The organism is Bradyrhizobium shewense (assembly GCF_900094605.1).
GTDB classification, from domain to species: Bacteria; Pseudomonadota; Alphaproteobacteria; order Rhizobiales; family Xanthobacteraceae; genus Bradyrhizobium; species Bradyrhizobium shewense.
Map to the genome: position 1 here is coordinate 36,029 of NZ_FMAI01000003.1, position 23,984 is coordinate 60,012.

General features: G+C 64.6%; 24 protein-coding genes and 1 tRNA gene. 14 read left to right on the top strand and 11 right to left on the bottom strand.

Features of this window, described 5'->3' with window-relative positions:
• Positions 1-82 precede the first annotated feature (82 nt).
• The 5 genes from GA0061098_RS07065 to rpmH all read right to left on the bottom strand — a co-directional run bounded on the left by GA0061098_RS07065 (position 83) and on the right by rpmH (position 3,731).
• On the bottom strand, positions 83-448 hold the full coding sequence (locus GA0061098_RS07065; protein ID WP_091955481.1) for a DUF423 domain-containing protein: 366 nt from the start codon (positions 446-448) through the stop codon (positions 83-85).
• The gene (gene yihA, locus GA0061098_RS07070; protein WP_091955483.1) at positions 448-1,101 is read right to left on the bottom strand and encodes a ribosome biogenesis GTP-binding protein YihA/YsxC; all 654 of its coding nucleotides are present in this window, start codon (positions 1,099-1,101) and stop codon (positions 448-450) included. Before yihA ends, GA0061098_RS07065 begins: the two co-directional genes overlap by 1 nt.
• 183 nt (positions 1,102-1,284) lie before the next feature.
• On the bottom strand, positions 1,285-3,138 hold the full coding sequence (yidC, locus tag GA0061098_RS07075; RefSeq protein WP_091955486.1) for a membrane protein insertase YidC: 1,854 nt from the start codon (positions 3,136-3,138) through the stop codon (positions 1,285-1,287).
• A 16-nt stretch (positions 3,139-3,154) separates the two neighbouring features.
• On the bottom strand, positions 3,155-3,568 hold the full coding sequence (gene rnpA, locus GA0061098_RS07080) for a ribonuclease P protein component (protein ID WP_018321165.1): 414 nt from the start codon (positions 3,566-3,568) through the stop codon (positions 3,155-3,157).
• Between the two features lie 28 nt (positions 3,569-3,596).
• Positions 3,597-3,731: a 50S ribosomal protein L34 gene (gene rpmH, locus GA0061098_RS07085; protein ID WP_008542748.1), complete on the bottom strand. Its 135-nt coding sequence runs from the start codon at positions 3,729-3,731 to the stop codon at positions 3,597-3,599.
• A gap of 362 nt (positions 3,732-4,093) precedes the next feature.
• Here rpmH and GA0061098_RS07090 point away from each other — a divergent pair, with 362 nt between their 5' ends.
• The 4 genes from GA0061098_RS07090 (at position 4,094) to GA0061098_RS07105 (ending at position 7,405) form a co-directional block, all read left to right on the top strand.
• Positions 4,094-5,593: a sensor histidine kinase gene (locus GA0061098_RS07090; RefSeq protein ID WP_091955490.1), complete on the top strand. Its 1,500-nt coding sequence runs from the start codon at positions 4,094-4,096 to the stop codon at positions 5,591-5,593.
• Positions 5,594-5,858: 265 nt separating this feature from the next.
• A tRNA-Arg gene (locus GA0061098_RS07095) sits at positions 5,859-5,935 on the top strand.
• 84 nt (positions 5,936-6,019) lie between these two features.
• Positions 6,020-6,376, top strand: coding sequence for a 6-carboxytetrahydropterin synthase QueD (gene queD / locus GA0061098_RS07100; RefSeq protein ID WP_091955494.1), 357 nt, complete (start codon positions 6,020-6,022; stop codon positions 6,374-6,376).
• A gap of 126 nt (positions 6,377-6,502) precedes the next feature.
• Positions 6,503-7,405 carry a hypothetical protein gene (locus GA0061098_RS07105; RefSeq protein WP_091955497.1) on the top strand — a complete coding sequence of 301 codons (903 nt, stop codon included), beginning with the start codon at positions 6,503-6,505 and terminating at the stop codon, positions 7,403-7,405.
• A 79-nt stretch (positions 7,406-7,484) separates the two neighbouring features.
• Here GA0061098_RS07105 and GA0061098_RS07110 read toward each other — a convergent pair whose 3' ends face one another.
• Positions 7,485-7,916, bottom strand: a complete 432-nt coding sequence (locus tag GA0061098_RS07110) for a DUF6841 family protein (RefSeq protein ID WP_091956005.1) — start codon at positions 7,914-7,916, stop codon at positions 7,485-7,487.
• Positions 7,917-8,122: 206 nt separating this feature from the next.
• A complete protein-coding gene (locus GA0061098_RS07115; RefSeq protein ID WP_091955500.1) occupies positions 8,123-8,899 on the bottom strand; it encodes an IclR family transcriptional regulator in 777 nt (258 codons plus the stop codon).
• A 193-nt stretch (positions 8,900-9,092) separates the two neighbouring features.
• Here GA0061098_RS07115 and GA0061098_RS07120 point away from each other — a divergent pair, with 193 nt between their 5' ends.
• Genes GA0061098_RS07120 through GA0061098_RS07130 form a run of 3 tightly spaced genes read left to right on the top strand, consistent with a single transcriptional unit; the run spans position 9,093 to position 13,032 of the window.
• Positions 9,093-9,884: an enoyl-CoA hydratase/isomerase family protein gene (locus GA0061098_RS07120; RefSeq protein ID WP_091955503.1), complete on the top strand. Its 792-nt coding sequence runs from the start codon at positions 9,093-9,095 to the stop codon at positions 9,882-9,884.
• Positions 9,885-9,887: 3 nt separating this feature from the next.
• Positions 9,888-11,975: an acetate--CoA ligase family protein gene (locus tag GA0061098_RS07125; protein WP_091955506.1), complete on the top strand. Its 2,088-nt coding sequence runs from the start codon at positions 9,888-9,890 to the stop codon at positions 11,973-11,975.
• 22 nt (positions 11,976-11,997) lie between these two features.
• Complete coding sequence (locus tag GA0061098_RS07130; RefSeq protein ID WP_091956006.1) at positions 11,998-13,032, top strand: tripartite tricarboxylate transporter substrate binding protein; 1,035 nt, start codon at positions 11,998-12,000, stop codon at positions 13,030-13,032.
• Positions 13,033-13,131: 99 nt separating this feature from the next.
• On the opposite strand, the gene rnk is transcribed toward GA0061098_RS07130, so the two are convergent.
• The 3 genes from rnk to GA0061098_RS07145 form a co-directional block, all read right to left on the bottom strand.
• On the bottom strand, positions 13,132-13,545 hold the full coding sequence (gene rnk, locus GA0061098_RS07135) for a nucleoside diphosphate kinase regulator (RefSeq protein ID WP_091955510.1): 414 nt from the start codon (positions 13,543-13,545) through the stop codon (positions 13,132-13,134).
• Between the two features lie 10 nt (positions 13,546-13,555).
• Positions 13,556-14,020, bottom strand: coding sequence for a GreA/GreB family elongation factor (locus GA0061098_RS07140; RefSeq protein WP_245323181.1), 465 nt, complete (start codon positions 14,018-14,020; stop codon positions 13,556-13,558).
• A 244-nt stretch (positions 14,021-14,264) separates the two neighbouring features.
• Entirely contained in the window at positions 14,265-14,591 is a 327-nt protein-coding gene (locus GA0061098_RS07145; RefSeq protein ID WP_091955518.1) for a hypothetical protein, read from the bottom strand.
• Between the two features lie 237 nt (positions 14,592-14,828).
• Between GA0061098_RS07145 and GA0061098_RS07150 the strand changes: the two genes are divergently transcribed.
• Positions 14,829-15,494 carry a class I SAM-dependent methyltransferase gene (locus tag GA0061098_RS07150; protein ID WP_165637208.1) on the top strand — a complete coding sequence of 222 codons (666 nt, stop codon included), beginning with the start codon at positions 14,829-14,831 and terminating at the stop codon, positions 15,492-15,494.
• Between the two features lie 13 nt (positions 15,495-15,507).
• Positions 15,508-16,551, top strand: coding sequence for a zinc-binding dehydrogenase (locus GA0061098_RS07155; protein WP_091955525.1), 1,044 nt, complete (start codon positions 15,508-15,510; stop codon positions 16,549-16,551).
• On the opposite strand, the gene GA0061098_RS07160 is transcribed toward GA0061098_RS07155, so the two are convergent.
• On the bottom strand, positions 16,544-17,779 hold the full coding sequence (locus tag GA0061098_RS07160; RefSeq protein WP_165637209.1) for an MFS transporter: 1,236 nt from the start codon (positions 17,777-17,779) through the stop codon (positions 16,544-16,546). The two genes, GA0061098_RS07155 and GA0061098_RS07160, sit on opposite strands and share 8 nt — an antisense overlap.
• A 142-nt stretch (positions 17,780-17,921) precedes the next feature.
• On the opposite strand from GA0061098_RS07160, the gene GA0061098_RS46935 reads away from it, so the two are divergent.
• From GA0061098_RS46935 to GA0061098_RS07185, 5 genes are all read left to right on the top strand, one after another.
• The gene (locus GA0061098_RS46935; protein WP_091955528.1) at positions 17,922-18,578 is read left to right on the top strand and encodes a LysR family transcriptional regulator; all 657 of its coding nucleotides are present in this window, start codon (positions 17,922-17,924) and stop codon (positions 18,576-18,578) included.
• A gap of 127 nt (positions 18,579-18,705) precedes the next feature.
• Positions 18,706-20,871, top strand: a complete 2,166-nt coding sequence (locus tag GA0061098_RS07170) for a GumC family protein (protein WP_091955531.1) — start codon at positions 18,706-18,708, stop codon at positions 20,869-20,871.
• 2 nt (positions 20,872-20,873) lie between these two features.
• On the top strand, positions 20,874-22,016 hold the full coding sequence (locus tag GA0061098_RS07175) for a glycoside hydrolase family 5 protein (protein WP_091955534.1): 1,143 nt from the start codon (positions 20,874-20,876) through the stop codon (positions 22,014-22,016).
• A gap of 83 nt (positions 22,017-22,099) precedes the next feature.
• Positions 22,100-23,659 (top strand): hypothetical protein, encoded by a 1,560-nt coding sequence (locus tag GA0061098_RS07180; protein WP_208610632.1) that lies wholly within the window; start codon positions 22,100-22,102, stop codon positions 23,657-23,659.
• A 146-nt stretch (positions 23,660-23,805) separates the two neighbouring features.
• Positions 23,806-23,976, top strand: a complete 171-nt coding sequence (locus GA0061098_RS07185; RefSeq protein ID WP_409362465.1) for a hypothetical protein — start codon at positions 23,806-23,808, stop codon at positions 23,974-23,976.
• Positions 23,977-23,984 lie beyond the last annotated feature (8 nt).

The following is a 23,984-nucleotide window of genomic DNA, read 5'->3' on the forward strand; positions in this document are numbered from 1 at the left end:
ATTTCGCTACGCTCAATATGAGCCGACCCACGGGCGAGCTACGCTCGTCCCGGACCCCTCCAGGGGAGGGTAAGAAAGAACGTCACTTCCTCGCCACCACCGCCGCCGCACTCACCGCCAGCCAGCCCAAAATCATCACCGTCCCGCCCGTGGGCGCTGCATATGGAAACAGCGAGTGTCCGGCATATTGCCGCAAGGTGAGGTCGCCCGCGAATAGCACGGCGCCGATCAAGAGGCCGAATGCGCCGATGAGGCCAATTCCGCCGTGCAGAAGGCCGCGCGCGAGCAGGGCGACAGCTGCAAGTATGGCAGTTGCATGAAACAGCAGCATCGCGCTGGCCGAGGCCAACCGGCTCGCATCGCCGCCATGCGCCGAGGCGGCGGCCAGCGCGACGCCGGCGGCGCCCATCAAACCGGCAAGTCCGATCAGCAGGCGCTGCGCCACCATTACGAAGCCCGCTCTTCCAGCAGTTTCGCCATCGCGGCGCGCAAGCTCTCCATGCCGGTCGAGCTGCGTGACGAGGTCGCGAGCACGTTCGGGAACGCGGCCGGATGCTTGGCCAGCGCCGCCTCGGTTTCGGCGATGCGCGATTGCAGCTCGGAGGCCTTCACCTGGTCGGCCTTGGTCAGCACGATCTGGTAGCTGACCGCGGAGCGGTCGAGCGTCTTGAGGACCTCGAGGTCGACCTCCTTGAGGCCATGCCGCGCGTCGATCAGCACGTAGACGCGCGCAAGCGAGGCGCGTCCCAGCAGGAATTTGTGGATCAGCTCGGTCCAGGACGCCACCTGGCTCTTGGGCGCCTTGGCATAGCCGTAGCCGGGCATGTCGACCAGGCGCAGGTCGGTCTTCCCGGGGACCTCGAAGAAGATCAGCTCCTGGGTGCGTCCCGGCGTATGTGAAGTGCGCGCCAGCGCGTTGCGCCCCGTCAGCGCGTTGATCAGGCTCGACTTGCCGACATTGGAGCGCCCGGCAAAGGCGACCTCCAGCCCCGCCATCGGCGGCAGCGTCTGGATCGAGGGTGAGGCCCAGATGAACTGCCAGTCGCGCGCGAACAGCTTTCGCCCGGCTTCGATCAGCTTGTCGTCTGACTTATCGGTCATCTGAAAAGTCTACCCTCGCGTCTTGGCCGGGCAAAAGCGCGAAGCGCGTCTTCCCATTCAAATGTCCCGGCCATCCACGCCTATCGGCGCGGCACCCTCCAAAACGTGGATGCCCGGGACGAGCCCGGGCATGACGCTGTGGAGGCATTTGCGCCCGCATGACCGGGCACGCTTCGTGTGCAGCTACGTCGCCTTCTTCGCGAACGTCGCCTTGAGATTGTCGAACAGCTCCACCTTCACCCCGTTGCGGCGCATGATGTAGCTCTGCTGGATCACCGAGAGCAGGTTGTTCCAGGCCCAGTAGATCACGAGGCCCGCCGGGAAGCCCGCCAGCATGAAGGTGAAGATCAGCGGCATCCAGTTGAAGATGATCTGCTGCGTCGGGTCCGGCGGCGTCGGGTTCAGCTTCATCTGGAACCACATCGTGATGCCCATGATGATCGGCCAGATGCCGAGCGCGAGGTAGTGGCCGAACACCGGGATCGTGGTCGGATCGAACGGGATCAGCCCGAACAGGTTGAAAAGGTTGGTCGGGTCCGGCGCCGAGAGGTCCTTGATCCAGCCGTAGAACGGCGCGTGCCGCATCTCGATGGTGACGAACAGCACCTTGTAGAGCGAGAAGAACACCGGGATCTGAATCAGCACGGGAAGACAGCCGGCGACCGGATTGATCTTCTCCTTGCGGTAGATCTCCATCATCTCCTGCTGCTGCTTCACCTTGTCGTCGGGGTAGCGCTCCTTGAGCGCCTGAAGCTGCGGCTGAACCGACTTCATCTTCGCCATCGAGGCGTAGGACTTGTTCGCCAGCGGGAAGAACAGCAGCTTCACGATCACGGTCACGAGCAGGATCGAGATGCCGAAATTGCCGAAGAAGCGGTAGAAGAAGTCGAGGCCGAGGAACATCGGCTTGGTGATGAAGTAGAACCAGCCCCAGTCGATCAAGAGATCGAAATGGTTCAGCCCCAGCTCCTTGTTGTAGCCGCCGAGGCCGGCGAACGGGAACACGCCGACCACGCCGGCTTCCTTGGCGCCGGCGAACAGACGCGCATTCGCGGTCGCAGTGCCGCCGATCGCGACGGTGACGGGGTCGAGCAGGTAATCGGTCTGGTAGGTGTGGACGTTGCCGGATGGGTTCGACGAGAAGCGCGCCTGCAGCTGGGCATTGGTATCCGGCAGCAGCGCCGAGGCCCAGTACTTGTCGGTGATGCCGAGCCAGCCGTTGGTGACCTTGAAGTCCACCTTCTTGCTTTCGTCGATCTTCTTGTAGGCATATTCCTGCAGGCCCTGGTCGCCGAGATAGCCGATCAGGCCTTCATGCAGGATGTAGTAGCCGGAGACCTGCGGCGCACCGTGGCGCGAGATCAGCGCGAACGGATAGAGCGTAACCGGCGCATTGCCGACATTGCTCACCTCGTCCTTGATGGTGAAGAGATAATGGTCGTCGACCGCAATGGTGCGGCGGAAGGTGAGACCATCGCCATTCTCCCATTTCAGCACCACCGGCGTCGTCGGCGTCAGGCTGCCGCTGCCGTCCTGCTGCCAGACGGTCTGGGCATCAGGCATCTTCGCCGTCACGCCTGTCGCCGCCACCCAGCCGAATTCGGCGTAATAGGGCTCCGCGGTGCCCGAGGGCGAATAGAGGATGATCGGCGGCGACTTCGGATCGACCGTTTCGCGGAATTGCACCAGCGCGATGTCGTCGATGCGGCCGCCCTTCAGCGCGATGCTGCCGGCAATCCGCGGCGTGTCGATCTTCACGCGCGGGCTGGCTGCAATCGCGGCCTCGCGCGCCACCACGGGCTGGGCCTGCTGGTTCGCGCCCGGCGTTGCCGGCTGAGCGGCGTTGCCCGGCTGCTGCGGCGTCGCGCCCGGCGTTGCGGAGGCCGACGGCTGCGGCGTGGTCTTCTGGAGCTCGGACTGCGCCTGCTGCTGGGCGCGCTGCTTCTCCATCGCCGGCACATTGTAGAAATACTGCCAGGCGATCAGGACGAGGCCCGACAGAATGACGGCGAGGATGGTATTGCGATTGTCGGTCATCTCTGGGGTCTCGTCATCAATCCGGTTTGCGGCTGGCAGCAGGAGCGGGGCGGGGCCCGGTACGGTCAGTCCTCGGGCTGCGTCCCTTCGCAGGTCCCTTGGCCGTATGCCGCGCCGGCTTCGTGAACGCCATGCGCAGATCGTCGAGCATGGTGGCGAAGTCGCGCGAGAGCGCGCCGCTTCGTCCGACCAGGACATAATCATGATGGGGCTGCATCGACACCGGATCGAGCCGCTTCACCAGTTCGCGAAGCCGGCGCCGGATACGATTGCGCGCGGGGGCGTTGCCGTTCTTTTTGGTAACGGTGAAGCCAATCCGGATCGGGCCGCCGTCATCGCGGGGGCGGCTTTGCAGGACGAACGCGGGACTGTTCACCCGCGCGCCATTGGCAACGGCGAGGAAATCCGCCCGCTGCCTCAGCCGATCCATGATGAAATCCCGGAAAAGGGGGTCCGGCTCAGGCGCTCAGACGCTTGCGGCCGCGAGCGCGGCGGGCGGCGAGAACCTTGCGGCCGCCGGCAGTGGCGAGACGGGCACGGAAGCCGTGACGGCGCTTGCGCACCAGTTTGCTGGGTTGATAAGTCCGCTTCACGGGTTTTTCTCCGCTGACCGGGCAATTTGCCTGTAGAATTGATGGTAAAGTCCGGAAGATGCGGCCCAAAACGAGCCGTTTCCGGCCCCAAGAGAGCCGCTCCCGGTGTCGCACCGGGTCATCGCGGACAATTTGGCCGGCTTATAAGGGAGCTCCATGTTTTCGTCAACGCCGCACAAGCGCACGATTCCGGTGAATATCGCTGTTTGTGCGGGGTTTTTAACCCTTGAGGTGGCGACTCGCGATATCAGCGCTTACATCCCACCTCGGCAGATTAGCGATCCGTAATTTGACCGGACCCGGGTCGGGCCGCATCTTCATACCAACAATCCTTCATCCGCCAAAAGGCGAGGGCGACTTTCGTGGCAACGACAGACCTCCAGCCGGTCCAGGATCAGGATCAGCCGGACCCGCCGGCGATGCGCCCCCGTGGGACGCGCGGGCTCGGGCTGTCAGGCAAGCTGTTGCTGCTCACCGTCCCTCTGGTGATGATCGCGGCCGTGCTCCTCTATGTGCCCGCCATTGCCAACTTCTGGGTCAACCGGCTGAACGACCGTGTCGCCGCAGCCAATACGGCGGCGCTGGTGCTGGATGCGGCGCCGCTCGGCATGGTTCCCGATTCGCTGTCGCGCCAGATCCTGAAAAGCATCAATGCCCGCGCCGTCGCGATCAAGATGGGCCAGCAGCGCCGATTGCTTGCCAGCGACAATTTGCCGACCGCCATCGAGCATGACATCGACCTGCGCGACATGACGGCCTGGGAGGCGATCACCGGCTCGTTCCGGATGATGCTGGAGACCGGGAATCAGGCCATCCGCATCGTCGGGCCCGGCGTCGGCACGGCCCAGTTCATCGAGATCGTGACCGACGAATTGCCGCTGCGGCAGCAGATGTACCGGTTCTCCCGCAACGTCGTGGTGGTCGCGCTGATCATCGCGGCGCTGACTGCGGGCCTCGTCTACCTGGCGCTTCATTATCTCTTCGTGCGCCCGATGCGGCGGCTGACCGCGAGCCTGGTCGGCTTCCACGAGAACCCCGAAAGCTCGGCGGGGATCATCGTGCCGAGCCAGCGCAGCGACGAGATCGGGGTCGCTGAGCGCGAATTGTCGGACATGCAGCGGGATCTGATGTCGATGCTGCATCAGAAGAGCCGGCTCGCCGCCCTCGGCCTCGCGGTGTCCAAGATCAACCACGATCTGCGCAATCTGCTGGCCTCGGCCCAGCTGCTGTCGGATCAGCTCGCCAGCGTGCCGGATCCGCGGGTGCAGCGCTTTGCGCCAAAGCTGGTGCGCTCGCTCGAGCGCGCCATCGCCTTCTGCCAGTCGACGCTCTCTTATGGCCGCGCCCAGGAGGCCGCACCGGATCGTCGCATGATCCTGATCGAGCCTGTGGTGCTGGAGGTGCGCGAGACCGCGGGCCTCGCCAGCGATGCCTCGATCGCCTGGGTCGCCGCGATCGATCGCGGGCTTGCGGTCGATGCCGATCCCGATCAGCTGTTCCGGGTGCTGCTCAACCTCGTCCGCAATGCCGCCCAGGCGCTGGAAAGTCACGCCCCCGGCGAGGGCGGGGTGCAGCAGATCCGGATCACGGGAAAACGCGAGGGTGCGGTCGCAATTCTCGAGGTTTCCGACACCGGCCCCGGTGTCCCCCCAAAGACCCGGGAGCACCTGTTCGAGGCGTTCCAGACCTCCGGCCGCCCCGGCGGCAGCGGCCTTGGCCTCGCCATCGCCGCCGAGCTGGTCCGCGCCCATGGCGGCGACATCCACCTGGTCGAAGGCACCATCGGCGCCACTTTCCGCATCGTGATCCCCGACCGCCCCGTCGAGCTCCTCTCCATCCGCAACGAGCGGCAGAGGGCGTAAGTCGGCCAAAGGCCGAGTTCTTCCGTCATTCCGGGGCGGCGCAAAGCGCCGAACCCGGAATCCAGAGGTTTGAGCGCGAGATTCCGCACTTCTCGCTTCGCAAGCCCCGGAATGACCGGGCGGAGATCGTCATCTCCTTGCAAAATCTCCCCATCCCGGACCTTGCCAATCGGGGCAAGAGCGGTTAGTCAGAGCGCTCTTTCGCACCCCCTCCGGCTTTGCCGGGGGCTGCCTGCGGGCCAAGCCCGCGCTGTTTGCGAAAAACGCGCCCGTAGCTCAGCTGGATAGAGCATCAGACTACGAATCTGAGGGTCGGACGTTCGAATCGTTCCGGGCGCGCCATTCTTCGCCGAAAGGTCAGGACCTAGCAGCATCTGGTCGCCAGACGGGCCCGAGACCGGATGGCGACGCCGTGTGAGGAGCGGAATGAAGATATCGCAGGCGTTCAAGTTCGAGGCGGCGCATCGGCTGCCGAACGTGCCCGAGACCCATCGATGCCGCCGGCTGCACGGTCATTCCTACCGGGTCGAGGTCCAGCTGGACGGGCCGATCGATCCGCACACCGGCTTCGTCGCGGATTTCTTCGACATCGAAAAATGCTTCGCCGACATCCTGGGCGCGCTGGATCACCACTGCCTGAACGAGGTCAAAGGCCTCGAGAACCCCACCGCCGAGAATATCGCGATCTGGATCTGGGACCGGTTGAAGCCGAGCCTTCGACAGCTGTCGGCGGTCCGTGTCTATGAAACGGCGGACTGCTGGGCCGAACATAACGGGCAGTAGCGATGGCCCTGCGCTGATCCGGCGCGGGCCGCCCTTGGCTCGGTCGGATAGAGCATCAGCTACAATTCCGGAGGGGCGGACGTTCGAATTGTTCCGGGTGCGCCATTTCGGTAGTAAGTACGTCCCATGCGTACCATCGATCGTCTGTTCTCCTGCCTCGTTCTGTTCCTTGCAATCGCAGCCGTCCCGGTGCTTCCCGCGCGCGCGGCCGAAACCTGCCCGTTCATCAGCGCCAAGGAGCTCGCCGGCGCGATGCCGGCGCTCAAATGGTCGTTGATTTCAAATCAGGACGGCCGCGGCTGCATCTACCAGGCCGGGCGCGGCGACACGATGATGCTCTCCGTGTTCCGCAATCCCGACAAGGACCGCGCCAGGGAATTGTACGCGACCTTCGTCAAGACGCTTGCCGAGCGCATGCCGCTCAACGCCGTGTCCGGGATCGGGGACGAAGGCCAGGGCGGAACGAGCGCGGCCGGCGCGGAGCGCCAGGAAGCCTCGGTCGTCGCCTTGTCAGGCGATTACATTCTGCAGATCACCGTCTATCCGATCGGCCGGCGCGCCGACGACGCGCTGCTCGGGCCGGTCACCGAGGCCGCGCGCGTGGCCATAGGCAACGTGAACAGGAGCAGCGAACGGTTCGGCAATTGCGAGTGGCTGACCGCCGCCGATGCCGACGGCTTTCTCGACGCGAGCACGCTGACGGTGCAGCGGACCGGCGCGGGCAGCTGCATGATGTTCGATCGCGAGGCCAACACCATGACTGTCGCGGTGATCGCGACCTCGCGCGACACCGCCATCGGCATGATGAAACGCGCGGGTCCCTGCAAGCACGTGGCGATACAAGAGCTCGGCGGTGAAGCGTTCGGCGAGCATTCCTGTACCAAGGGCAACGGCAACGCCGTCATCATCTATGTCTGGAAGAACGGCAGGCAGGCTTCGATCCTGTTCGCCCCGGTCAAGCCGCATCCGGAGTCGGGCTCGGTCGAGCGCCTGAAGACGGTCGCGGGGCGGGTCTATGGAAAGTTGTAACGGCGGCGTGCGACATTGCCGGCGAGAGATGCGCCTTTGGCTCACCGTCCGAAATTAGCCCGTAGGACACTGGCCAGCATCAAATGACGCCGCGCTCCCTCAGGAGGGTCTGCTCGTCCCCCGACACCCATCCGAAGACCTTGGGCTCTGCGCCCAAATGCTGGACGAGGTAGTGGACCTCGAAATCAATCACGACGTCGGATTGGTTCTTGCGGACATACGTCGCTCTCCAGGAGACGTGGGCGACGCAATGGTATTCGTCCACTGGCGCGATGCGGAGCCCCCGCATCTCCATCGCCTTTGTTCCGATAGCGCGGTAGTGGGCATAGCCCTTAGCAAGGACCTGCTTGAGATGCTCGTCGTTCTTCCCAGTCATCACGCCGGCGGGTGTGGCCGCGATGAACTCCGAGGCGTAGAGCGCGGCGACTTCATCCATGGCGACGTCGCCGCGCAGAGACGCCTTGGAGATATTCTCATATCGCTCGAACAGCTTCCTGACGTTCGTCTCCATCGTCTTCATAATCGCCTCCAACGCGTGTCGGGATCGGAAATTCCGCTGACGTCACTTTCGCAGGACCAGCTCGCCGGTGCGCGGGTTCGTCAAGGTCACGTTTTCGAGCGCCTTGAAGCTCAACGCATCTTGAAACGGAAGGTTGCCGCGAGCGCAAGCCAAGGGGCGCGTAGGGCCAGTCGGTAGCGAAGCGGCGGCGACCGGCTTCACTGGCCCGCCAGCACCTCCTTGCACTTTGCCGCGAACGCGTTGAGGTACGCGCCGATCTCGCCGGCCAGCGCCTCGGATCGATCGACATTCTGCAGGCTCATGTTGAGCGCGTAGACCGGCAGACCGCCCAGCACGATGGGCGTTGCAACGGCGAGAACGCCGGGTTGCCATGACACCGCGCAATAGCCGTTGCGTTCGACCGAGCGTATCGATGTCCTGACGTCCGCCAGTAGCGCCTTGGTGGCCGCAGCGCTGCGCCGCTTGAACAGTTTCAGCAATCGCTCGCGCTCGGCCTCGGCAATGCCGGCCAGATAAGCGCGACCCAGCGACGTCAACTCCATCGGGACCTGCTGGCCGGCGACGACGTTGCGCAGGGCCGCGCGTGGGCTGTAACGGATCGACTCCAGATAAACCATCATGGTTCGATCCGCGGTCGCGAGCCCGACGTTGAGCCGGCGCTTGGCCGATTCTGCCCGCATCATCGCTCCGATCGCGTTGAGCACCGGTGATCCCGTCCGCATGGCGTGACCGATACTGATGACGGACGCGGCAAGCCGGTAGGCCCGCATCGCGCGGACTTCGTCGAGCATCCCGGAATTGACCAGCGTTCGCGTCAGCCGGCTGACCGTCGATCGCGGCAATCCTGTTCGCTCCGCGATCTCGCCGTTGCCCAGCGTGTCGACGCCGGGCCGGAACGCCCGGAGGATTTCGATGCCCCGTTCGAGCGAGCGATTGCCGTCAACCCCGCCCGCATATCTGCGCGCCTGCGCCACATCAGCCTCCGCCCAGCGTTTCCACTAAGTGGAATTAGGGGGATGTTCAGGCGGACGCAAGCCGCTATCAGCACAGGGAAGAAGAACACCCGGCCGTGCTGGGGCCCAACGAGGAACCGGCACGGCCGAAATCGGCATTCGTCATCCGCAATGCGTCACGGTGATCGATCCGACTCGAACCAAGGAGTTTGCCATGTCCTATCAGCTCATCGAATTTTCCGTCGAGGCCGGTGTCGCGACGATTGCATTCAACCGGCCGGACCGGCGCAACGCCATGAGCGACGACATGCGCTCGGAGTTCGTCGCTGCGCTCGAAATCGTGGCTCGCGACAAAGCGATCAAGGCTCTGGTGCTGACGGGGCGCGGCAGCGCGTTTTGTGCCGGCGGCGACATCAGCGGAATGAAGCGCCGGCTCGCGGCGCCGCAGGGCGAAGTTGCATTCAACGGATGGAGCCGTCAGCAGGGCGTGCATCACGTGCAGTCGTTCCTGCTCGGGCTGCCGAAGCCGACGATCGCCGCCGTCAACGGCGCCGCGGCGGGCCTCGGTGCGGACACCGCGCTGGCCTGCGACTTCGTCATGGGCACGGAGCGATCGAAGTTCACCTGGTCCTACATCAAGCGCGGTTTGATCCCCGACGGCGGCGGCCTGTATTTCCTGCCGCGCCGGGTCGGGCTTCCCAAAGCAAAGGAGCTTATCTTCACCGGGCGCGTCGTCGAAGCCGACGAAGCGCTCGCGCTCGGCATCGTCGATCGCAAGGTGGCCTCGAGCGAGCTCCTGTCGGCCGCGCAGGCCTGGGCGGCCGAACTGGCTCAGGGCTCTCCCACCGCGCTGGCGCTGGGCAAGAAGATCCTGAACGAGGCGTTCGAGCATTCCGCCAATGACATCTTCAGTCTCGGCAGCCAGGCGCAGGCCATCTGCTACACCAGCGCAGAGCATCGGGATGCCGTGACCGCGTTCCTTGCGCAATCCGCGTCGAAGGATTGAGCCATGGATGCGATCGGACGCCTGATCCGGCCTCGTAGCGTCGCCGTCATCGGTGCATCGGCGGACCCGAGCAAGACGTCGGGGCGGCCGGTGTCCTACCTCCAAAAGTATGGATTTGCGGGTGAGATCTATCCCGTCAATCCGAAGGTCGAAAACATCGGCGGTCTGACCTGCTACCCCGACGTCGCCTCGTTGCCTGATGTGCCTGATGTCGGTCTAGTCCTGCTCGGCGCCGAGCGCGCGCACGTCGCGGTGCGCGAATTGTCCGAGCGGGGGGCTGCCGCCGCGATCGTTCTCGCCAGCGGTTTCACCGAGACCGGGGCGGAAGGCGCCGAGCGTCAGAAGCAGCTCATGCAAGCCGCCGGCTCCATGCGGATCCTCGGGCCGAACACGATCGGCCTCGTCAATCTCACCGACAATATCGTGCTGTCGGCGTCGGGCGCGCTGGCGATGGATGACTTCCCGGCGGGGTCCGTCGGATTGGTCTCGCAAAGCGGGGGCATTCTCGGATCCCTGCTGTCGCGCGCCGCGGCGCGCGGGGTCGGTCTGTCGAAGCTGGTGTCGACCAGCAACGAGGCCGATCTCGAACTCGCTGATTTCATCGACTTTCTCGCCGGCGACAGCGCAACCAGGGTCATTGCGCTCTATGTCGAGGCGATCCGCAATCCGGCTCGCTTTCGCGAGTCGGTTCTGAAAGCGCGACGCGCCGGCAAGCCAATTGTCGCCTTCAAGATCGGTCGATCGGAGGCGGGTGCACAGGCGGCGGTCTCGCACACCGGTGCGCTGGCCGGTTCCGATCGCATGTACGACGCCTTGTTCAGGCAACTCGGCGTGATCCGCGCAAAAACGTTCGAAGACCTGCTCGACATTCCCGCAATCCTTGCCGCGGGACGGAAGCTCTCCGGCCGGCGGGTTGCGATCCTCACCTCGACCGGCGGCGCCGGCACGATCGTATCAGACAGTCTCGGCGTCGCCGGCTTTGCAACGCCCGCCCCCGACACTGAGACGGCCGCGCAATTGCGCAGCCTCCAGTCGGGACCGCAGGCCAATCTCGATCGCAATCCGATCGACGTGACCCTGGCCGGCTTGCAGCCCGATCTGCTGCGCGCTGCCATCCGCATCTTGCTCGCAAGTTCGTCCTACGATGCGCTGGTCGTGATTGCCGGCTCGTCAGCCGTGGGATCGCCGAGCCTGATGGCCGATGCCATCCACGACTGCCTGCCACTCAGCGACAAGCCCGTCATTGCCTATGTGAGCCCCTACGCGCCCGAGGTGGTTTCAGTTCTCACCCGGCGAGGCGTCCCGGCCTACACGTCCGCGGAGAGCTGTGCAGCTGCCCTCGATGGGCTCTTGCGCGCCGTAAAGCCGGAGCAGGTCCAGACACCCACCTCGCCCCTGACGGCGGCCGATGTCAGCGACTTCCCGGCGGGATCGCTGGATGAGGCTCAAGCCAAGGCGTTGTTCGCCCGCTTTGGGATTTCTGTCGCTGAAGAGAAGGTGGCCGCAACGGCGCGCGAAGCCGAACAGGCGGCGCGCGACCTCGGCGGCCGGGTCGTGCTCAAGATCCTCTCGCGCGAGATCGCGCACAAGAGCGATGTCGGCGGCGTCGCGGTCAACCTGACCGCCGAGACGATCGGCGGCCGCCTGTCGGCGATGGCGGACGAGGTCGAGGCCAAGGTCGGGACGCGGCCTAACCAATTCCTGGTGCAGGAGATGGTTTCGGGTGGCGTCGAGATCATTCTCGGAATGCATCGCGATCCCCTGGGAACGGCGATCCTCCTTGGCATGGGCGGCGTCACCGCCGAATTGTTCAAGGACACGACGATGCGCCTGCTGCCACCGGATGGCGGCCTCAGTCATGCCGAGGCCCTCGCGATGGCGCGCGATCTCGTCACATGGCCGTTACTGGACGGTTTTCGGGGCCGGCCGAAATGCGATGTCGAAGCGCTCGCAGAAGCGATCGTCGCTTTCTCGCGCATGGTTGCGCAACTCGGTGATCACCTCGTCGAGGCTGAAATCAACCCGGTTTTCGTGCTGCCGGCGGGCCAGGGTGTGAAGGCGGCCGACGGGTTGGTTGTTCTTGATGTCTGAACAAAATCGGATGGAGTTCCAGATGGCCAGTGGCGGAATCATCAATCAAGACGGCGCGCGCAGGAACGGCTTCGCCGTGCGGCGCTGGCTGAACCTCGCCATCTTCGCTTGTGCCGTCGTGCCGGCGGTCGCCGGGCTGGGCGTCGCGCCGGCGCGCGCGGAATATCCCGAAAAGATCATCAAGATCGTGGTGCCCTTCGCAGCCGGCGGCGGGACCGACATCATCGCGCGAACGACGGCGCAGGAAATCCAGACGGATCTCGGCAAGTCCGTCATCATCGAGAACAAGCCGGGCGCCGGGACCATCATCGGGACCCAGACGGTGGCGACGAGCGAGCCCGACGGCTATTCGCTGCTGATGGCGACCTTCGCGCACGCGGTCAATCCGAGCCTGTACAAAAAGCTGCCGTTCGATCCGCACAAGGATTTCGCGGCGGTCTCGCTGATCGCGCGATCCTTCAACATCGTCGTCGTCAATCCGGCCTCCAAGATCAACTCGATCTCCGATTTGATCGCAGAAGCCAAGGCCAATCCCGGCAAGCTCAATTTCGGGACATTCGGCACCGGCACCTCGGCCCATCTCGCGGGCGAGCTGTTCAATGCGATGGCGAAGGTCAAGATGACGGCGGTGCCCTACAAGGGTGCGGCGCCCGCGATCAGCGATCTCTTAGGCGGCCAGATCGACGTGATGTTCACCACCGTGGCGAGCGCGGCCTCGCTGGTGGCTGCAGGCCAGCTCCGGGCGCTGGCTGTCACGTCCGCCGAACGTTCAGCGGCGTTTCCGCAATTGCCTGCTGTGGCCGAGGCCGGAGTGCCCGGCTACGCCGCCGAATCCTGGTACGGATTGTACGCTCCGGCCAAGACGCCCGCTCCGGTGATTGCGCGTCTCAATCAGGCGATCGCAAAGGCGGTTCAGTCCGGCGCTTTCAAGAAGCTGGAGGCCAACGAAGGCCTCATCATGGTCGGCGGCGCTCCGGAACAGCTCGATCGCTATGTCGGGCAGGAGGAGGAGCGATGGCGCAAGCTGGTCAAGGATGCCAACATCGAGGTGCAATAGGACAGCAGGAGGGCGCCTGCGCATTGCGAAACATTGCGCAAGCACGCTCCGCTTCTATCTGGCCTCGCTAGAGTGTTCTGCTCAGTCGGAATACAGCCCTCATTCGGAAACGGCGAGAACGGTCAGCCCCCTGGTGCGCTTGTCGGGCGTCTCGAACTCGATCCGCTGCCCCTCCGAGAGGCCGATCAGGGCCGCTCCAACAGGCGTCAGGATCGAGATCCGGTTGAGCTCGATATTCGCCTCGTGCGGATAGACCAGCACGATCTCCCGGCTCGCACCGGTCCCGTCATCACGATAGGTCACTTTGGAGCCCATCCTGACCACGCCGCGCAGATCGTTCTCTGCGGCGACCGACGCGCGCTCCAGTTCGCGCGCCAGAAACTGGGCGACGCGGGGAAACAGATCCATGGTGGAATTCGCTAGCGAGCTGAGACGCCGCGATTCGTCTTCAGTGATCTTGATCGGCGGCAACGCCGGCTGGTCTCGCCGAATCTCGGTTTCAAAGTTGTGCATTTGATGTCTCCTATGCTGCAGTTGGTCCGGGATCGTCATCGAGCGGCTTGCTGCGCCGATGAGCCCGGAAGAGCGGGACGACGTTGGGGCTTGATTGGGTGACGTTCTGAACCCTGACGACGTTCAGGCAGCCGGCGAGAATGTATGGCATTTGGTCGCCGACCCGCAGGCCGATCAACGCCGCCCCCAAAGGTGTCAGGACCGAAATGCGGGCGGGATCCGACCCACACTCCTCCGGCCAGACCAATTGCACGATGCGACGCGGAACGCCCCAATTCGTGCAATAGGTGACCCATGATCCCACGGTCACCCGCGAACGGAGATCGTCCCAATCGTTCGGCACGATGTCGGCGCGGTTGATCTCACTGATGAGGAATATCCCGTCCAAATCGCCTTTTTGGGCGGCAAGGCGGGCAAGTCGTTCGAGTCGCGGATAGTCCGATGCGGTGAGCGCGATTTTTGGAAGAGGCAGCACGGCACACTCCTTCTGCTTCAAGACGACCTCTCAGGGCGAGGTCACGAAAGCTGGAAAAGAGCCCGGACGGCGCAAGCACCGTCCGGCTAACCGCCTGCTTGGAGGCGGCCGGCGTGAAGACCAAAGCGCGCGGTGCGCGCATCTATGTCGACGACATATGCCATGACATCCTGACTATAGTGATTCATTTCACGGCGACCATTGCGGCGAAACCGCACAGTCGCGAGCGATCGAATCGTTGCTTTCACCGCAGCCCTTGTTCGTCGATCAGGATGCGGTGGATCTCGATGCGCTCCGGCAGCTCGATCAGGAATTCCGCGCCGCGCGCGAGATGATGGACCTTGGTCGGCTCGCCCTTGGTGAAGGCCGTCATGGCCGCGATGTCCGTCCAATAGGAGATGGTCGTGAACCACGTCTCCTCGTCGCGGTCCTCGCGCAATTGCTGCACACCGAGCGCGGTCCCTAGCAGCGGCGGAATGCCCTCGGCCTGCAGATAGGCTTGGTAGGCATCGGCGAGATCGCGGCGGCTGCGACCGCGCCAGATGCGAGCGATGGTCGGCTTGGTCGGCATGGCGGGCTCCCTTCCAGGCGAAACGCCGTGCTTCGCAGTCTCGTTCCATGCACCTCGCTGTCGCTGCCGGCGGCGGAACCTGTGCCGGCTGCTGACGGTCCCGTCTCGGAATTCCCCATCATTGATCTGAAGCAATGATGATCCCGACGACCAATGCTAGAACGACTCGCAAGTCGCCACTCAGGGCTTCCCAGCCGGTCGCGACAATCGCAGCGCGTGTTGGAATCTGAGGGCTCAATGGGACGACTACTGAATATCGTGACGCCGCTGCATACGGCGACCAAGCGCGACTACATGGGCCGCATGAACGACGACAAGATCGGCTGCTCGCTGAAAGCGCGGGAATACGAGGCCGATTATTGGGATGGCGACCGCCGCTTCGGCTATGGCGGCTACCGCTTCATCGAGGGGCGCTGGGCGCCGGTCGCCAAGGCGCTGATCGAGACCTATGGCCTGAAGAATGGCTCCAGCGTGCTCGACGTCGGCTGCGGCAAGGGCTTCCTGCTGTACGAGATGCAAAAGATCCTGCCGGGCTTGAAGGTCGTCGGCTTCGATATCTCCAAGCACGGCCTCGAAAATTCGCACGAGCAGGTGAAGCCCTACCTCTTCAACTATCGCGCCCAGGACATCTATCCCTATGGCGACGACAGTTTCGATCTCGTCATCTCGCTCGGCACTTTGCACAATCTCCGGCTGTATGAGCTCGAGGCGGCGCTCAAGGAGGTCGAGCGGGTCGGCAAGAACAAATACGTCATGGTCGAGGCCTACCGGAACGTCGCCGAATTGCACAACCTCGAGTGCTGGGCGCTGACGGCGGAGTCCATCCTGCACACGTCCGAATGGGTCTGGCTCTACGGCAAGCTCGGTTACACCGGCGATTACGAATTCATCTATTTCGAGTGATCGAGCGCTCCTCATGGATATCAAGACTGCCAAGGCGGCCATTCTCGTCGAAACGGGCAAGCCGCTGATCATCGACGAGTTCACTCTGCCGGATGCGCTGGAACACGGCCAGGTGCTCGCGCACGTGCACACGTCGAGCATCTGCGGCGCGCAGATCAACGAGATCGACGCCGTCAAAGGCGTCGACAAGTTCCTGCCGCATCTTTTGGGACACGAAGCGCTCGCCACGATCGTCGAAACCGGACCCGGCGTCGTCTCCTGCAAGCAGGGCGACACCGTCGTCATGCATTGGCGGCCCGGCAAGGGCATCCAGTCCAATACGCCGGCCTATTCCTGGCGCGGCAAGCGCCTCAATGCGGGCTGGGTCACCACCTTCAATGAATATGCCGTGGTCTCGGAGAACCGTGTCACGCCCGTTCCCGCCTCGATCGACCGCACCAGCGCGCCGCTGCTCGGCTGCGCGGTGACGACCGCGCTCGGCGTCGTCAACAACGATGCGCAGATCGCCATCGGGGAAGCCGTCGTCGTGTTCGGCGTCGGCGGCGTCGGGTTGAACATCGTGCAATTCGCCGCGATGGTCGGCGCCTATCCCGTCATTGCGATCGACCGCCTCGACAACAAGCTGGCGATGGCGAAGGATTTCGGCGCCACCCACACCATCAACTCCGAAGCGGTCAAGGATGTCGCTGCCGCGGTTCGCTCCATCACCGGCACTGAGGGACCCGACAAGGTCGTCGAGACCACCGGCGTCAAGAATCTGATCGAGCTCGCCTACGAGATCACGGCGAAGAAAGGTCGCTGCATCCTTGTCGGCGTTCCCCGCGAGAAGGCCGAGATCTACACGCTGCCGTTACACTTCGAGAAGGTGCTGAAGGGCTCGGAAGGCGGGCAATGCCAGCCGGCGCGCGATATCCCGCGTCTCGTTCGCCTGAGCGATGCCGGCAAGGTGAGCTACCGCGGGATCGTGACCCACGAGTTCGCGCTCGACGACGTCAACGACGCGCTGGATTTGATGCGCAGCGGCACATCGGGGCGGATCCTGCTGAACATCAGCTGAGCGCGGCGGCGACGACGCCGACAACATGCCGACGCTGGCGCTGCAGCAGCCAGGCTGCGATCGCCATGTTCACGATGTTCCAGGCGATGCCATTGACCAGCGCCGAAGCGTAGGAGCCGGTCCAGTCGTAGGTCGCGCCGGCCATCCAGGCCCCCAGCGCCATGCCGGCGAGGGTGACCGAGATGGCGAGGCTGACGCGGAAGCCGGCTTCCCGCGCCGGGAACAGCTCGCGGATGATCACCGCATAACTCGGCACGATGCCGCCCTGCGCCAGGCCGAAAATGGCCGACACGACGTAGAGTGAGACCAGCCCGTTGAACGGCAGATAGAGCGCGAGTGCCATGGCCTGCATCGCCGAGCCCAGCAGCAAGGTCGGCAGGCCGCCGATGCGGTTCAACAGCCAGCCGAAAACAAAGCGGCTCGCCACGCTGAAGCCGAGCATGACCGCCAGCATTTCGGCGCCGCGCGCAGAGCCGTAGCCGAGGTCGCCGCAATAGGCGACCAGGTGGACCTGCGGCATCGCCATGGCGACGCAGCAGCAGATGCCGGCTAACGCCAGCAGGCCCTGGGTGACGGAAGGGGGCAGGCCGATTGTTTGCATCGTGCTGCCGCTGCCTGCCCCTTCGCGTGCGGCCATGCGGACGACGGGTCGCCGCAGCAAAACCAGAGACAGCGGCAGCATCGTCGCCAGGCAGAACAGGCCGATGCCGATATGGGTCTGCCGCCAGCCATACGCGGCGATGGCGTGCTGGACGATCGGTGGCCAGACCACGCCGGCCAGAGAGCTGCCGGCCATCGCCAGGGAAATGGCAAGGCCGCGGTGCTTGTCGAACCACAGCGAGACGTCGGCGACCAAAGGCGCGAAGCTGGCCGCGCCGCCGAGGCCGATCGTGAGACCTGAGATCAGCGCGAACACGAACAGGCTTGGTGCGAAGGCGGCGAGGACGTAGCCGAGACTCATCAGGACCGTGCCGCCGGCCAGCGGCGGCAGGATGCCGAAGCGATCTGTCAGGCGGCCGATAACGATGCCGCCGATCATGAAGCCGATGATGGCGAGCGTGTAGGGCAGCGTTGCCTCGGCGCGGGGCGCGTTGAAATCGGCCTGCACCGCCGGCAATGCCACGACCAGCGACCACATGCCGACGCAGCCCAGTGTGCTGAGTGCCATGGAGACGGCGAGGCGAATCCAGGAATAGGAGTTTTCGATCGACGGCGTTTCGGGTGGCACTGCGACAGGTTTCCTCGGGCTGGGCTAGGATCGGCCCTGGGGTATCGCTCGCCTTCACCGGCGACAAAGCAGGATTTCTCTTTTGTCGAGCGAGCGAAACTCATGCATCCTCCCGGCCTTCCCGCATCGCCCGGAGCCGGCCATGACGTATCTGCTGCCGCCACTCAATGCCCTGCGCGCCTTCGAGGCCGCCGCCCGCCATCTCAGCTTCAAGCAAGCCGCTCATGAGCTGCACGTCACGGCCGGTGCGGTCAGCCAGCAAGTCCGCCTGCTGGAGGAGCGGCTGGGCGTGCAGCTGTTCGAGCGACGGACGCGGCAGATCATTCTGACCTCTGCCGGCGAAACCTATCTGGCGCGGGTTCGTGACGCCTTTCGTTGCCTTGCCGAGGCCACCGCCGAGCTCAAGCCCGAGGGCGTCACAAGCCTGCTGCATATCGGGCTCCACGCCAGTTTTGCGGTCGATGCGTTGCGGGCGCGCCTGGCGCAGTTCCGCCGGGCCGAGCCCCAGCTCGCCATTCGCATCAGCCAGCCGGCGGGGCTGCACGAGCTGCTCGAAGGCAAGGTCGACGTCGTGATTGCGGACAGGGTGCAACGCTGTCCCGGCTACAAATGCGAGCCCCTGGAGAGCGGCTTCCTGATCGGACCGCTGGGCACTGCCGATTGTCCGGAGATCGAAACCTTGCGGTCCTGCCTGCTTGGCGATGTCGAGCGCGCGGGGCCGGCCACGCCGAGGGCGCCGCTGGCTGCCAGTGCGGCAGGCCCGGCACGCAGACCATCCAAGCCGTTCTTTTCCGCCTGAACGGGCCTGTTCTCAGGTTTTACCATGACGGCTTCGCACGCTGGCCGTAACCGCCGGTTAACCATGGATATTTACGGTGTCGAAAGCCTCTGAACTTGTGACTGTCAGTTGATTTCGAGTCGAGCCCATGGCGTTCGGTAGCCGCGCAACTCCGCGAAGCATCGCCCCGACGGAGCCTGCGGCTTCGTGGGAAGCGCCGCGGGCTGCGCGGATGAAACCTGACGGCGCCGCGCCGGCGCTGATCAAGGGATCGCTGACCGTCACCGGTGTGCTCGCTTTCCTGCGCGAGAACGGCCGGCGCATTCTGACGCTGGCGGTGGCGCTGTTTGTCCTCGGCGCCGTCGTTCTGATGATTCTGCCGGTCCGGTACGCCGCGACCGCCCTGGTCGTGCTCGATCCCCGGGAGCTGCGCGTGACCTCGGATCAGGAGGTGCTGCCGGGCATCGGCCAGGACGCCGCGGCGCTTCAGAGCCAGATCGAGATCGCCAAATCGGACGGCTTTCTCCGCCCCCTGATCGAGCAGCTCAAGATCGCCGATGACGATGATATCGCGGGCGGCTATACCGACATGACGCGCCTGCTCGAGAAATTCCGCAACCGCCTCGAGATCACGCGGCGCGGGCTCACCTACGTCATTGCGATTTCCTTCACCTCGAACCGCCCCGAGCGGGCCGCTTACTACGCCAATGCCATCGCCGAGGCGTTCGTTGCCAGCCAGGGCCGCGTCCGCACCGAGGCCACGGACGAGGCGGCCGACTGGCTCAAGAACCGGCTGAACACGTTGAACGAGCGGCTGCGCGCATCGGAAGACGCCGTCGCCGCCTTCAGGCTCGAGCACAAGATCCTCAATGCCGGCAAGGATTCAACCACGCAGCAATTGCGGGTGACCGATCTCAATCAGCAGGTCTCCGCCGCCCGTCTTCGCACCGAGGAAGCCAAGGCGCGCTACGAGCAGGTGCAACGCGATCTCAAGGCCAATGTCGAGGGGCCGGTGAAGCAGGACCTGTTGAGCATGCTGCGCGCGCAGCGCTCGACGCTGAATGACCAGATCGCGCAGAAGAAGGCGGTGTACGGCGACCGCCATCCCGACCTCGCGATCTCCTACAGCCAGCTGGCCGATATCAACCGGCAGATCGAGGTCGAGCGGAAAAAGAACATCGACACGGCGAAGTCCGAATATGAGGCTCAGCTGGAGCAGCAGAACGCGCTGGAAAAGCAGCTCAAGGCGGTCGAGACGCAGATGCTGGTCGACGGCCAGGCGCTGGTGAAGTTGCAGGAGCTGCAGCGCGACGCCGATGCCAACAGGAACATTTACGAGCAGTTCCTGTCGCGGTTCAAGACGACCAATGAGCAGCGTCAGCTGCAAAACTCCCAGACCAAGATCGCTTCGCCCGCCATTCCGCCGCTGCGCTCGACGCGTCCGCCGCTCGCTCTGCTGCTGGCGGCGCTGGCGATCGGCTCGCTGCTGACATCGACCGCCGCCATTGCGGCGATGACGAGCATGTCCGGCGGGCCTGCGCCTGCCGAGGCTGCCCTGCACGCGGCGGCAGAGGACACGCAAGGCCGGCAAGTCCAGCAGCAAGCCCAAACTCAAGTCCAGCCTTCCGCCGCTGCCGCGCCCCGGCCCGAGGCGATGCCGCGCCTTCCTGTCTGGGCCCGCATCCCCGATCTTTCGTCCGGAGCCGGGACCAACACCGTCTGGCAAAGACCGATCGTCGCCTCGGCCGAGCTCGATCTCGGCGCCTATCTGCGGCCGCTGCTCGAGCGGATCGATCGCGTGCCGGTGCGCGGTTGCAAGGTCGCCCTCGTGCTGTCGGTCGGCAAGAGCGCCGGCGGCAACACCGTCGCGCGCTCGCTCAATCGCGCCGCCGTGAACAGAGGCATGATGAGCGTATTGATCCGGCTGCAGCCGGAATTCGCAGGTCACCAGCCGCCGGTGACCGAATGGAACGACGGCTCGACCACGGCGGGACTTCAGTCGATCGACGAGCTTCTCAGTGCTGGCCGAAAGGCCGATGCGAGGCCCGAGGACGATATTCGTTCGGAGTTCGATCTGATCATCGTCCACGCCGGCGATCTCGCCTTGCAGCCCGACGCCATCGCGCTGGCGGCGCATGCGGATTTGATCGTGCTGGTGGCGCGTGCCGGCGAGCTCGGTTCGGCGGCAATGCGCCGGGTGACCGCGGCGCTGTCGCGGTATGAGGCCGTGCCGACGGGTCTGGTCGTCAATCACGCGCCTGCGGGCTCGACGGCGCCTCACCCCGAGGGCGGCGCATTGGGTCTTGCGGTTTGACGATGACAGCGGCGCGCCGTCGTCTGCTGACTGCGGCGATGCTCCTGTCGATCTCGTTCGGACCGCCGGCATTCGCCAACACTTGCGTGCCCTTGCCGCAGACTGTCGCGCCGGCGAGGCTCGCCGCATTGTCGCGCGGCTTCAATGCCGACGGCTGGATCAACGGTGAGGTGCCAAGCCGCGAACTGCTGCAGCAATTGCGCCGCGCTGGAATGACTCACGTCCGGTTGCCGGTGCCGGCCGAGCGCGTGATGCCTCGTTTCGCTGCAAAGGCCGAGCGCGACGAGACGCTGCGTATGCTCGACAAGGCGCTGAAGCAGCTCACCGCACTCGGCTATGCCACGTCCGTCGACCTTCATCCCGGCGAGCGTTTCAATCGCCTGCACAAGGAAGATGCGGATGCGGCGCTGCGCGAGATGCAGGACGCCTGGAGCAGTCTTGCCCAGGTCATCCGCTCCTATCCGGCGGATCGCGTCTTCGCCGAGCTGCTCAACGAGCCCGATATCGACGCCGACACATGGCAGAGGCAGGTCGAGACGCTCGCCGGCTTCGTCCGCAAATTGCTTCCCGCCACCACCCTCATTGTCGGTCCGGTCAACTGGCAGCGTGCGGATTCGCTGCCACGGTTTCGTCCGCTGGAGGATCCCGACATCGTCTATGCCATCCACTTCTATGATCCCATGGTGTTCACCCATCAGGCCCACTGGGATGCGCAGGATCCGCTGCACGACATCATGGATCTGCCTTATCCGATCAACGCCGGCGATCCCAAAGTGCAGGCGCTGCGCCAGGATCTGCAGGCGAGAGGCGCGACCAAGACGCTCGGCATGCTCGACACTGCGATTGCCGCCGCCAAGGACAAGCCGGGCGCCGATCGCTGGCTCGCACCGGCGCTCGCATGGCAGCAGCAGTTCAAGCGGCCGATCATCGTCAACGAGTTCGGCGTGCTGAAAGCCGGAGCGCCGAGACAAAGCCGGTTACGCTGGCTGGCGGACGTCACCGCTTATGCAAGGGAGCATTGCTGGGGCTGGACGCATTGGGAGCTGGCGCAGGGCTTTGGCCTCGTCGATCGCAGCACCGGCAGGCCTGATCCCGACGTGATGCGGGCGCTGCTCGGCGGCGCAACTCGGCCCGCCCGGCGCTGACATCGCGCCGGTTCGCTATCGTTAACGAATCCTTACACATCGGCCCGCTATCGTGATCGACGCGCGCTGCCAAAGGACGATTGATGGGTGCCGGGGACTTAACCCAGGTTCAGACCGTGCCGGCCGAGCTGTCGCCGCCGGCTTGGCGCGAGCTGCTCCCGACCCTCTGCATCGCCATGGCAGCGATCGGCTTTGCTCCGGTCCTGCATTTGGCCTATCCGGCCCTGGCCATTGTGGTCGAGGTCCTCATCGGCATCGCCATCGTGCTGGCGGTCCCGACCTACGCGCCGGCCATCGCGATCTTCGTCCTGTTCTTCCAGAACCTGTTCGTCTCGATCCTGTCGCCGCTGGTCCCGCTGCCGTCCGATCTCGACTTCATCAAGGGCTACAATTTCCTCGTCTGCTCCGTGATGTGGCTGGCGACGTTCGGCCTTTACGTGCTGGGCCAGAGGAATCAATCGGCTGAGGTGAACCAGATCATGCGCTGGGGTGTCGTCACCCTGGCCGTGGTGTCGCTGTATTTCGCGATCGGCTTCATCCAGGACGGACAGCCGGCGGCGGTCTATCTGCGCAATATCGTGCTGCCGCTGTTCCTGTTCCAGCTCTCGCTTCTGACGGCCGCGACCTATGAGGTGCGCATCACGCCGTTCCTGGTGACGCTCGCGGTCATCCTTCTGCTGTGCGGGTATGTCGAACTCGTCTTCCGCGATCTCTGGCTGGCCATCACCAACAGCTATACGTTCTGGGGTTTCGACGAGCTCAAGGCGACCCATTCGGGTGTCTGGGAAGCCCAGATGCGGGCCACCGGCAACGTGCCCGTCGACCTCAAGGACCGCTTCAGCTTCGATTTTCTGAACACGCCCTTGCTCGAAGGGTTCGGCCTGTCGAAGATGCTGCGCATCAACGGTCCGAACATGCATCCGATCAGCTTCGCCTACGGCGTCGGCTTTCTCGCCCTGTTCCTGTTCTCGGTGGGACGGCCGTTGCTGGCCCTCGCAGCATTGCCGCTGCTGATCTTTTGCAGCGTGAAGGGCGCGCTCATCGTGGTGATCTTCGTGGTCGCGGCCTGGATCGCGACCCGTCTGATCGGCGCCGTGGCGACGTTGTTGCTCGGCTTCCTCGGCATGGCCGCCTTCGCGGTTCTGGCGATCCGCCTCGGGCTGCAGATCGGCGACTATCACGTCATTGGACTGATGGGTGGTTTGGACGGATTCGTGCAGAGACCTTTCGGCCGGGGCCTCGGCATTGGTGGCAATTTGTCGGAGAGCTATTTTTCCATCGACTGGAGTGCCGCACAGGCGGCCGGAACGATCGATGGCGCCGTCGAGAGCGCGATCGGCGTGCTCTTGTACCAGATGGGCGTTGGCGCCTTCGTGCTGCTGGCCTTCTATTTCGCGATGGCGCTCAAGGCCTGGCGCCTGTACGCGTCATCGGGATATCTGACGCAGGGTCTCGCCGGCTTTGGCGTCATGGTCGTGCTGCTCAACGGATTGTTCCAGGAAGAGGCTATGTTCGCGCCGCTCGCGCTGGGGCTCATGCTCTCGCTCGCTGGCCTCGTCATCGGCAGCCATGTGAGAACGCAGAGTGCCGCCAGCGAGCGGGCGGAGTTGAGGCACCTCACGCGCTACCAGCCCGTGGCGTAGCTCAGCGCCAGGCGCCCACACCTGAACGTTCTGACGCAGGAACTTCCGATTTTTCCCGGCGTTGGTCCCGTGTGTCGCATGAGCGGCCGGTCCGCACGATGAAGAATTTCTCCAACGCTGAATTTTCACCCGAGGTGATCGCGATCATGACGAGCGCCCTGGAAGCCGCGGTTGCGAGCCTGCCGGAGCCGGTGCAAGCGTCGCACGTCAACATGCTCGCCGAATCCATCCTGCGCACGGCCGGCGCGGGCGAGCGCAACGTCGCCGACCTGCAAAGGATCGCCTTGATGGAGCTGCAACTGATGCCGCGCGAGTGATGAGGCGG